Genomic DNA, 9,671 nt, shown 5'->3' on the forward strand with positions numbered 1-9,671 from the left:
CGCGTGTACGCACCGAAATCCTGACGCCGACCGACCCGGCGGAGGTCTCCCCCGGTGACCTCGTCGTCGAACATCGCCGGGAGCGACCGGCTGTCGTACGTCGGCGTCGGGCTGGGCGTCGGGCTCGGCTTCGGTGTGGCGCTCGTCGTCGAACGCGACGGGCGAGGCTCGGCGCGACCGTCATCGTCCGTGCACCCGGTGGCAACGAGAGCGACGGCGAGGGCCCCTGTGGCGAGAGCTGATCTCACACCTCCATGGTGCCCCGCATCACCTGACAGCGGCAGCCCACCGCGTCGGTTTCAGGGTGCCGCCCCGGTGGCGACGGGTCGGTCGTCGAGGTTGCTCCACTGCGACCACGAACCGGGATAGAGCGCCGCGTCGAAGCCGGCGATCGCGAGCGCCGCGACCTCGTGCGCCGCGGTGACGCCGGATCCGCAGTAGGCCGCGACCTCGCCGCCATCGCGTACGCCGAGTGCCTCGAACCGGCGGCGCAGCTCGGTCGCCGGCAGGAAGCGGCCGTCGTCGGCGAGGTTGTCCGTCGTCGGCGCACTGACCGCGCCGGGGATGTGCCCGGCCTTGGGGTCGATCGGCTCGACCTCACCGGCATAGCGCTCGGCCGCTCGGGCGTCGAGCAGCACACCCGCGTAGGCCGCGGCGCCATCGACATCGATCGTCTCAAGGCGCCCACCCTCGAGCGTCACGTCGCCCGGCTCGGGCACCACGTCATCCGTTTCGAGCACACCGCCGGCCGCGACCCATGCGGCGAGCCCGCCATCGAGCAGGCGTACGTCGTCGAACCCGGCCCAGCGGAGCAGCCACCACGCACGCGCCGCGGCCAGGCCGCCGTTGTCGTCGTACGCGACCACCCCGTCACCGTCGCGGATGCCCCACCGCCGGGCCGCAGCCTGGAGCGACTCGACCGAGGGCAGCGGGTGGCGGCCGTCCTGCGGCTCGCCGAGCGCTGAGAGCTCTGCCTCGAGCTCGACGAACACCGCGCCCGGGATGTGGCCGGCGAGGTATTCCTCACGCCCCGGAGGACCGCCGAGCTTCCACCGCACGTCGAGCAGGACGACTCGCTCCGTCGACGACATCAGCTCCGGCGCCTGGCTCAGGATGTTCACGGTCACAGACTAGGCAGACCGGGCTCCTTCCCCACCCATGACGAACGGCGCCACCCCCGGTGCGTGACCGGGGATGACGCCGCTTCAGTCGTACGAGCCTCTAGGAGGACGAGTAGACGCGGGTGGATCCGCCGGATCCGCCACCGCTGCGACGACGGCCGCCGCCACCGCCACGGTTGCCTCCGCCACCCTGGGGGCGTCCGCCACCGTTGCCACGGAAGCCACCCTGGGGGCGCCCTCCGCCACGGTTCTGACCGCCGCCGTTGCCCGAGCTGCGGGCACCCTGGCGTACGGACGAGGCGTGCGGCGCCTCGGTGCCGGCTCCGGAGAGCGCCTCGGCAGTCATCGGCGACGGCGCCGTGCGCGCGTCGTGGTGACGCGCCGTGACACCGGCCTTGTTCTGCAGCTGGATGACATCGCGCAGCGCCTCGGGCGTCGTCATCGTGACGACGGATCCGGACTCACCGGCGCGAGCCGTGCGGCCCGAACGGTGCTGGTATGCCTTGTGCTCGGCCGGCGCGTCGTAGTGGACGACCAGGCCGATGCGGTCGACGTGGATGCCGCGCGCGGCGACATCCGTGGCGACGATGACGCTGGCGCGACCGCTGCTGAACGCCTCGAGGTTGCGCTCGCGGTGACGCTGCGAGAGGTCACCGTGCATGTCGACGGCCTCGATGCCGTTCTGCGTCAGCTGGCGGGCGAGGCGCATGGCTCCGCGACGCGTACGCGTGAAGACGATGCTGCGCGGGTTGGCGCGGAGCAGGTCGAACGCGGCCTTGGACTTCTCGGTCGCAGCACTGACGAGCACGTGGTGCTCCATCGTGTCGACCGCGCTCTCGGCGGAGTCGACCTCGTGGAGGACGTGCTTGGGCAGGTGGCGCTTGACGAGCTTGTTGACGTCGCCGTCGAGCGTCGCCGACAGCAGCAGCCGCTGGCTCGACTCGGGCGTCTTGGTCAACAGCGCGTCGATCGGCTTGTAGAAGCCGAGGTCGCACAGGTGGTCGGCCTCGTCGAGGACCGTGATCTCGATGTCGTCGAGCGTCATGCAGCGACGGTCGAGCAGGTCGGTCAGGCGGCCGGGCGTCGCGATGACGATGTCGACGCCGTTGCGGAGGGTGCTGATCTGCTTGTTGATCGGCACGCCGCCGTAGACCGTGGTCAGGCGGAGGCCCATCTTCTGCGCGAGCGGCTCCATGGCCGTACGCACCTGGGTCGCCAGCTCACGGGTCGGGAGCAGGATCAGGCCGCGAGGGGCCTTGGGACGGCTCGTGCGCCCGGCGAGCCGGACGAGGACCGGGAGGCCGAAGGCCAGGGTCTTGCCGGAGCCGGTACGAGCGCGGCCCAGTACGTGGCGACCCGCGAGCGCATCGGGGATCACCGCGGACTGGACTGGACTGGGGTTGACGATCTCCTGGCGAGCCAACGCGGATACCAGCGAGGCGGGGAGGTCGAGGGTGGAAAAGGTGGGCAGCACAGAGCTGCCTTCAGGCTGATTCAAAGAACTCACAGACGATTCGGGAAAGAATGCCCGATATCCATTTCGCGCGGATTCGCGCTACTTCGTCGGGCCGGAACAGCGCCGGACTGGCGCGTTCACGTATTCACATTCTAGCAGTCGGTTGCCGTGCCCAACGAATCCTGCGATGTGCCCGTCGTCACGCCAACAGGTCCTTGTAGTCGGGGTGCTGGTCGACGAACCGGGCGACGTAGGGGCAGGTCGCCACGATCAACTTGCCGCGCACCCGGATGTCGTCGAGCGCGCCGGCCACCAGCTCCGATGCCAGGCCCTGGCCCTCGAACTGCTCGAAGACCTTGGTGTGGGGGAACGTCACGACGTCCCCCTTCTCGAATGCCTGCGTGAAGCCGGCGAGGATGCCGTCGACGTGGATCTCGTAGCGGTTCTCGTCGACGTTGTGGGTCACCTGGTGGGTCATGGCGGGGTCAACGCTCAGAACAGCGTGACAATTCCGAGCACGCCGACTGCGACGGCCAGCGCGAGCGAGATCGCGATGAGGATCGTGTGCACGCGCAGGAACGTCGTGGCATTGCCGGCGGCGTCGCGGGAGCGCTCGTCCTTGCGTACGCGCTTGAGGAACGGCGGCCAGATGACGAAGTTCCAGACCGCGGTGACGATGAGCACGAGCGACCAGGCGAGGGGAAGATCCATGCGGACATTCTTGCCGCTGGTGGTCAGAGCCCCGCGAGCAGGTCGTCGAGCGGCTTCGGGACGCGGTCGAGGTCCAGGGCATCGACGAGGGCCCGGCCGTACTGCTCCTTCCGGCCGCCGTGCGTGCCCATGAACCGGTGGAGTCGGCGTTCGTCCGAGCGATCCCGCTGGGCCGGCTGCTGGCGGAAGATGTCGTACGCCCGGGTCTCGCCCTCGAGCTCGATGACGGCTTCGACGGCTGCCACGCCGAGGGCTCGGATGAGCTCGCCCTCGAGGTCGGGATCGCACACGAAGAAGCCGTCGACCCCCAGCCCGGCCCGGTCCAGCGCCCGCTGGAAGAACCTCTGCTCGGCCCTGTCGCACAGGCCTGCGATCGTGACCCCGAGGCCCTTCGGGCCGACCAGGTCGAGGAACCGCCCGATGCTCGTGGCACCGCCGAGCGGCACGACGCAGATCCCGTCCGCGTCGAGGTCGCGGCCACGGCGTACGGCCAGGCGCTCCAGAGCCGCCAGGTCGCTGACGCCCTCGACCAGCACGACCGTGCGGAGCCCGACAGCCGGCGCCAGCTCCTTGGCCAGGTCGCCGGCAGCGGCAGCGCCGTTCCCGCCGGCCGCCCATACGACGACCGACTCGCGAAGGCGGGTCATCTCGTCCACGTGCCCAGTCTGGCGTACGCCCCGGAAGGTGCGGCAAGCGATGGGCTGGCGGTCACGCGTCCTCGGGCTCGATGATGAAGCGGTCGAACGCCAGACGTACGAGCCGTTCAGCCCGCTCCCCGCTGGGAGTGACGGCACCTCCCGCGGGGCTTGGGTCAGGCGGAGGTGAGGGTGGCCAGCGCCGAGGTGAAAAGGGCGAGGCCGTCGGTGCCGGGGCCCGTGAGGTCCTCGACGGCGTGCTCGGGGTGCGGCATGAGGCCGACGACGTTGCCGCGTGCGTTGGTGATGCCGGCGATGTCGCGGAGCGAGCCGTTGGGGTTGACGTCTACGTAACGGAAGACGACCTGGCCCTCACCCTCGAGGCGGTCGAGCGTCTCGTCATCGGCGACGAAGCCGCCCTCGCCGTTCTTGAGCGGGATGACGATCTCGTCGCCGACCGACAGGTCAGACGTCCACGCGGTCGACGCGTTCTCGACCTTGAGCGTCTGGTCGCGGCAGATGAAGGTGCGGTGGTCGTTGCGGATCAGGGCACCGGGCAACAGGTGCGACTCGCACAGGATCTGGAAGCCGTTGCAGATGCCGAGTACCGGCATGCCGCCCTCGGCTGCCGAGATGACATCGGTCATGACCGGCGCGAAGCGCGCGATGGCGCCGGCGCGGAGGTAGTCGCCGTACGAGAAGCCGCCCGGCAGGATCACCGCGTCGACGCCCTTGAGGTCGTGGTCACCGTGCCACAGGGCGACCGGCTCACCACCTGCGATGCGTACGGCGCGCTGCGCGTCGACGTCGTCGAGAGAACCGGGGAAAGTGACGACGCCGATCTTCATGAATCAACTCGTACGGAGTAGTCCTCGATCACCGGGTTCGACAGCAGCGTGCCGGCGAGGGCGTGGACCTCGGCGAGCGTGGCCTCGTCGACCACCTCGACCTCGAGCTCGAACCGCTTGCCCTGACGCACGTCGGTCACGGCGTGGTAGCCGAGCCGCGGGAGCGCGCCGTGGACGGCCTTGCCCTGCGGGTCGAGGATCTCGGGTTTGGGCATGACATCGACGATGACGCGGGCCACGGACGCTCCTTGAGTGGTCGGTGGCCTCAGTCTATCGGTGCCTCGCGGGTCCTCGAACCCGCGTTCACGACAGCTCGCGCTTGAGGATCTTCCCGGTCGAGGTCATCGGCAGGGCGTCGACGAACTCGACGATCCGCGGGTACTTGTAGGCCGCGAACTGCTCCTTGCCCCACGCAATCAGGTCGGCCTCGGAGACGTCGTCGTGGTCCTTGTTCTTGACGACGACGGCCTTGATCTCCTCACCGTGGGACTCATCGGGGACGCCGATCACCGCGACCAGTGACACCGCCGGGTGCTCCATGAGGACTTCCTCGATCTCGCGCGGATAGACGTTGTAGCCGCCGCGGATGATCATGTCCTTGGACCGGTCGACGATGTAGTAGAAGCCGTCCTCGTCCTTCTTGGCCAGGTCACCGGACCGGAACCAGCCGTCGCGGATCGCCTCGGCTGTCGCTTCGGGCCGGTTGTAGTAGCCCTTCATGACGTTGTGACCCTTGATCGCGATCTCCCCGATCGCGTCCGGGCTGTCAGGTACGTCCGACCAGTCGTCGTTGATGAGCTTCATCTCGACGCCCGGGATCGGCACGCCGATCGAGCCGACCCGCGGCTCCTCGCCGAAGACCGCGAACGACGCCACCGGCGAGGTCTCCGACAAGCCGTAGCCCTCCAGGATCGTCACGCCGAAACGCTCCTTGAACTGCCGGTGGATGTCGACCGGCAGGGCAGAGCCGCCGGCTGCGGCGACGCGCAGGTTCGCCGCGAGCGCCTCCACGTCGACGCTGTCGTCGAGCGCGCCGAGCAGGCCCCAGTACATCGTCGGCACACCCGCGAAGAACGTCACCTTGTTGGCCAGCATGAGGCGCAGCGCCGACTCGGCCTCGAACCGCGGCAGCATCACCACGGTGCCACCGAACGCGGCCGAACCGTTCTGGATCACGGTCTGCCCGAACGAGTGGAACAGCGGCAGCACGCACAGGTAGGTGTCAGGGTTGGCCTCGTCTGCGTCGAACAGGTCCTTGCTGGCCAGCGCGTTGTCGCGCATGTTGCGGTGCCGCAGCTCCGCACCCTTGGGCTGTCCCGTCGTGCCCGACGTGTAGAGGATCACCGCGGTGTCGTCGTCGTCGCGCTCGACCGTCTCGAACGTCGGCGGCTGCTGCGCGACCAACGGGCCGTAGAACTCCGGCGGCTCCATCGGCTCGGGCTGCTTGGAGTCGAGCTTGATCAGGAAGAACTCGGTGCACGACTCCGTGGCCTGGAACCCCTCCCAGGCGGCATCGCCGATCGGCAGGTCAGGCGTGCCCTCGAACGCGAAGTACGCCTTGGCGTCCGAGTCGGCCAGGTGATAGGCCACCTCGCGGCCCTTCAACAGCACGTTCAACGGGACGACGGTCGCGCCGGCCTTGAGGATGCCGAAGTAGATGATCGTGAAGTACGGCAGGTTGGGACACGACAGCGCGACCTTGTCACCGGGCTGGATGCCGCGCGACACCAGCAGGTTCGCCACTTGGTTCGCAGCACCGTTGACCTGCGCATACGTCAACCGGGTGTCGCCGAAGACGATCGCCGTACGGTCGGGATACTTCTCGGTCGACTGCTCCAGCAAGGCGGCGAGATTGGCCACGGTGACTCCTCCAGGTGTGACGGGCCTCTCACCATACCCGCAGTATCTGGAGGGTGGGCGAGCGTCCGATCAGAACGTCTCGCCGGTCAGCTGTTCGTAGGCCTGCACGTAGCGCTCACGCGTCTTCTCGACGATCTCGGCAGGCAGCGCGGGTGGTTGCCGGTTGCTCGCGCGGTCCCAGCCGCTCTCGGGCGAGGTCAGCCAGTCGCGCACGAACTGCTTGTCGTACGACGGCTGGGCCCGGCCGGGCTGCCACGAGTCGGCCGGCCAGAACCGTGAGGAGTCAGGCGTGAGCACCTCGTCGGCGAGGACGATCGTGCCGTCGGGCCGGGCGCCGAACTCGAGCTTGGTGTCGGCGAGGATGATGCCGCGCTCGCGGGCGATCTGCTCGGCGCGCGCGTAGACCTTCAGCGTCAGGTCGCGGAGCGCCGCAGCACTCTCGGCGCCGATCGTCTCGGTGATCTGCTCGAACGACACGTTCTCGTCGTGCTCGCCCATCTCGGCCTTGGTCGCCGGCGTGAAGATCGGCTCGGGCAGCCTCGACGCGTCGACGAGTCCAGCCGGCAGCGGGACACCGCACACCTCACCGGTCGCGTTGTAGTCGATCAGGCCGGAGCCGGTGAGGTAGCCGCGCGCGACGCACTCGACCGGGAACATCTCGAGCTTCTCCACGATCAGCGCCCGGCCGCGTACGCGCTCGGGAACCGCCGTCGAGACGACGTGGTTGGGCACGATGTCGCTGAGCTGGTCGAACCACCACAGCGACATGCGGGTGAGGATCTCGCCCTTGTCGGGGATGCCCGGCGTCAGCAGGAAGTCGTAGGCCGAGATGCGGTCGGACGCGACCATCAGCAGGTTGCCGTCCTCGACCTCGTACAGGTCACGCACCTTGCCCGAGTGCAGGTGGCGGGCTCCGGGGATCTCAAGTGGCACAGGGTCAGCCTAGTGGCGCACCGGCGCCGCCTCTCCGGGCCACCGCATGATGGGCAGATGATGTCGAGAGCTAGGCGGTCGCGGGACCAGGGTCGTCGCGCAGGAGGCGATTCTGGCCCACGGTCCACACCTTCGACGTCGTCCAGAAGATGAGGACGCCGAGCGGAAGGACCAGGCCGATCGCGGCGAGCAGGGCAGGGAGCGCGAAGACAAAGAACCGCTGCTGGTTCGCGACCTGCTCCGACAGCGCCGGCGGCAGCTCGGCCCTCTGCTGGCGCTGGGCGATCACCTGCGTGACGCACATGACCACGATCAATGCGAGGCCCACGACCGTCGACTCCGAACTCGAGCCGTCGAGGACCGTGTCGGCGATCTTGGCGCCGAGGACGTCGGCGCCGGCCAAGGACTGTGCCTGCGACTCGGTGATCAATCCTCGTTCGAACGCGCCATCGCTCGGCGTGTACGACGCCGCCGCGTCGACGATCCGGAAGAGCGCGAAGAGGACCAGGCCCAGCAGGACGAGCGGCAGGCTCGAGAGCAATGGATTCGCACCCGTGGCCCTCCAGAGCTTGCGCTGCTCCTGCATGAGGCGGGCGCGGTCGTGCCCGTACTCCACGAAGAGGTCCCTGAACCTCGGCTCCAGCTGTCGCATCTCCCGGCGCACCCCGACCTGCCGGACGTACAGCGGCACCATCAGCACGCGGATCGTGACGGTCATCCCGACGATCGCCAGGGCCCACTGCCACCCAGCGTCGTCCGGGATGGGCGACTCCCAGATCTCGCGCCACGCCAGCAGGCACGCCGAGACGACGTAGTACAGCGGCGTCATGACGAGATCGCCGAGGAAGCCCATCGTGGTCCCCCTGGAGAATCGGGAAGCTACAGGATTGATCCTGGAGTGTAGGCCGCTGCGTGCGGGTTCGCCGCGAGAATCTGCTCGATGCGGGCGACGACGGCGCGCACCTGGCTCACCGCGGCACCCGTGAAGTCGATCGGCGAGGCGACGAGGGTCGCGAGGTCGGCCTCGGACAGGCCGAGGCGCTCGTCGGCGGCGAGCCGGGCGAACAGGTCGTTCTCGGCAGCGCCCTTCTCACGCATCTCGAGCGCGACCGCGACGGCGTGCTGCTTGACCGCGTCGTAGGCGGTCTCGCGGCCGTGGCCGTTGCGTACGGATGCCATGAGGACCTTGGTCGTCGCGAGGAACGGCAGGTAGCGATCGAGCTCGCGCTGGATGACCGCCGGGAACACGCCGAACTCGTCGAGCACCGTCAGGAACGTCTCGAACAGCCCGTCGGCGGCGTAGAACGCATCCGGCAGCGCGACGCGGCGGACGACCGAGCACGACACATCGCCCTCGTTCCACTGGTCGCCGGCGAGCTCTCCGACCATCGAGGCGTACCCGCGCAGGATGACCGCGAGCCCGTTGACCCGCTCGCACGACCGGGTGTTCATCTTGTGCGGCATCGCGCTGGAGCCGACCTGGCCGGGGCGGAAGCCCTCGGTGACGGTCTCGTTGCCCGCCATCAGGCGGATCGTCGTCGCGAGGTTGGACGGCGCCGCGACGAGCTGGACGAGGGCCGTGACGACGTCGTAGTCGAGCGATCGCGGGTAGACCTGGCCGACGCTCGTGAGCACCTTGTCGAAGCCGAGGTGGCGGGCGACGCGCTGCTCGAGCTCGGCGAGCCGGTCCTCGTCGCCGCCGAGCAGGTCGAGCTGGTCCTGGCTCGTGCCGACCGGGCCCTTGATGCCGCGCAGCGGGTAGCGGACGATCAGGTCGTCGAGCCGCTCGATCGCGACCATCAGCTCGTCGGCGACGGTGGCGAACCGCTTGCCGAGGGTCGTCGCCTGGGCCGCGACGTTGTGGCTGCGGCCCGCCATGACGAGCTCGGCGTGCTCGGTCGCGAGCCGCCCGAGCCGGCCGAGCGCGGCGATCGCGCGGTCGCGCATCAGCTCGAGCGAAGCCTTGATCTGCAGCTGCTCGACATTCTCGGTCAGGTCGCGCGACGTCATGCCCTTGTGGATGTGCTCGGTGCCGGCGAGGGCCGCGAACTCCTCGATGCGGGCCTTGACGTCGTGCCGGGTGACCTTCTCGCGGTCCGCGATCGAG

The 9,671-nt window shown here is 69.1% G+C and carries 11 protein-coding genes and 1 pseudogene; all 12 read right to left on the reverse strand.

Going from position 1 to position 9,671, the window contains the following annotated elements; genetic code table 11:
- Positions 1-248: pseudogene (locus tag V6M46_RS01845) on the reverse strand (hypothetical protein); the annotation flags it as partial.
- A gap of 51 nt (positions 249-299) precedes the next feature.
- A complete protein-coding gene (locus V6M46_RS01850; RefSeq protein ID WP_332662023.1) occupies positions 300-1,121 on the reverse strand; it encodes a sulfurtransferase in 822 nt (273 codons plus the stop codon).
- Between the two features lie 100 nt (positions 1,122-1,221).
- Positions 1,222-2,595 (reverse strand): DEAD/DEAH box helicase, encoded by a 1,374-nt coding sequence (locus tag V6M46_RS01855; RefSeq protein ID WP_332662024.1) that lies wholly within the window; start codon positions 2,593-2,595, stop codon positions 1,222-1,224.
- Positions 2,596-2,776: 181 nt separating this feature from the next.
- Entirely contained in the window at positions 2,777-3,055 is a 279-nt protein-coding gene (locus V6M46_RS01860) for a GNAT family N-acetyltransferase (protein WP_332662026.1), read from the reverse strand.
- A gap of 14 nt (positions 3,056-3,069) precedes the next feature.
- On the reverse strand, positions 3,070-3,288 hold the full coding sequence (locus V6M46_RS01865) for an SCO4848 family membrane protein (RefSeq protein WP_332662028.1): 219 nt from the start codon (positions 3,286-3,288) through the stop codon (positions 3,070-3,072).
- 23 nt (positions 3,289-3,311) lie between these two features.
- Positions 3,312-3,935 (reverse strand): TOPRIM nucleotidyl transferase/hydrolase domain-containing protein, encoded by a 624-nt coding sequence (locus V6M46_RS01870; protein WP_332662037.1) that lies wholly within the window; start codon positions 3,933-3,935, stop codon positions 3,312-3,314.
- 164 nt (positions 3,936-4,099) lie between these two features.
- Entirely contained in the window at positions 4,100-4,771 is a 672-nt protein-coding gene (gene purQ, locus V6M46_RS01875) for a phosphoribosylformylglycinamidine synthase subunit PurQ (RefSeq protein ID WP_332662029.1), read from the reverse strand.
- Positions 4,768-5,010, reverse strand: coding sequence for a phosphoribosylformylglycinamidine synthase subunit PurS (gene purS, locus V6M46_RS01880; RefSeq protein WP_056402110.1), 243 nt, complete (start codon positions 5,008-5,010; stop codon positions 4,768-4,770). The genes purQ and purS overlap by 4 nt, the downstream gene beginning before the upstream one ends.
- Before the next feature lie 64 nt (positions 5,011-5,074).
- On the reverse strand, positions 5,075-6,631 hold the full coding sequence (locus tag V6M46_RS01885; protein ID WP_332662032.1) for a long-chain-fatty-acid--CoA ligase: 1,557 nt from the start codon (positions 6,629-6,631) through the stop codon (positions 5,075-5,077).
- 69 nt (positions 6,632-6,700) lie between these two features.
- On the reverse strand, positions 6,701-7,564 hold the full coding sequence (locus tag V6M46_RS01890; protein ID WP_332662033.1) for a phosphoribosylaminoimidazolesuccinocarboxamide synthase: 864 nt from the start codon (positions 7,562-7,564) through the stop codon (positions 6,701-6,703).
- Positions 7,565-7,634: 70 nt separating this feature from the next.
- Complete coding sequence (gene yidC / locus V6M46_RS01895) at positions 7,635-8,417, reverse strand: membrane protein insertase YidC (protein ID WP_332662035.1); 783 nt, start codon at positions 8,415-8,417, stop codon at positions 7,635-7,637.
- 26 nt (positions 8,418-8,443) lie between these two features.
- A partial coding sequence (purB, locus tag V6M46_RS01900) for an adenylosuccinate lyase (RefSeq protein ID WP_332662036.1) occupies positions 8,444-9,671 on the reverse strand: 1,228 nt, incomplete at its 5' end.

The organism is Aeromicrobium sp., from assembly GCF_036676885.1.
Classification (GTDB): Bacteria; Actinomycetota; Actinomycetes; order Propionibacteriales; family Nocardioidaceae; genus Aeromicrobium.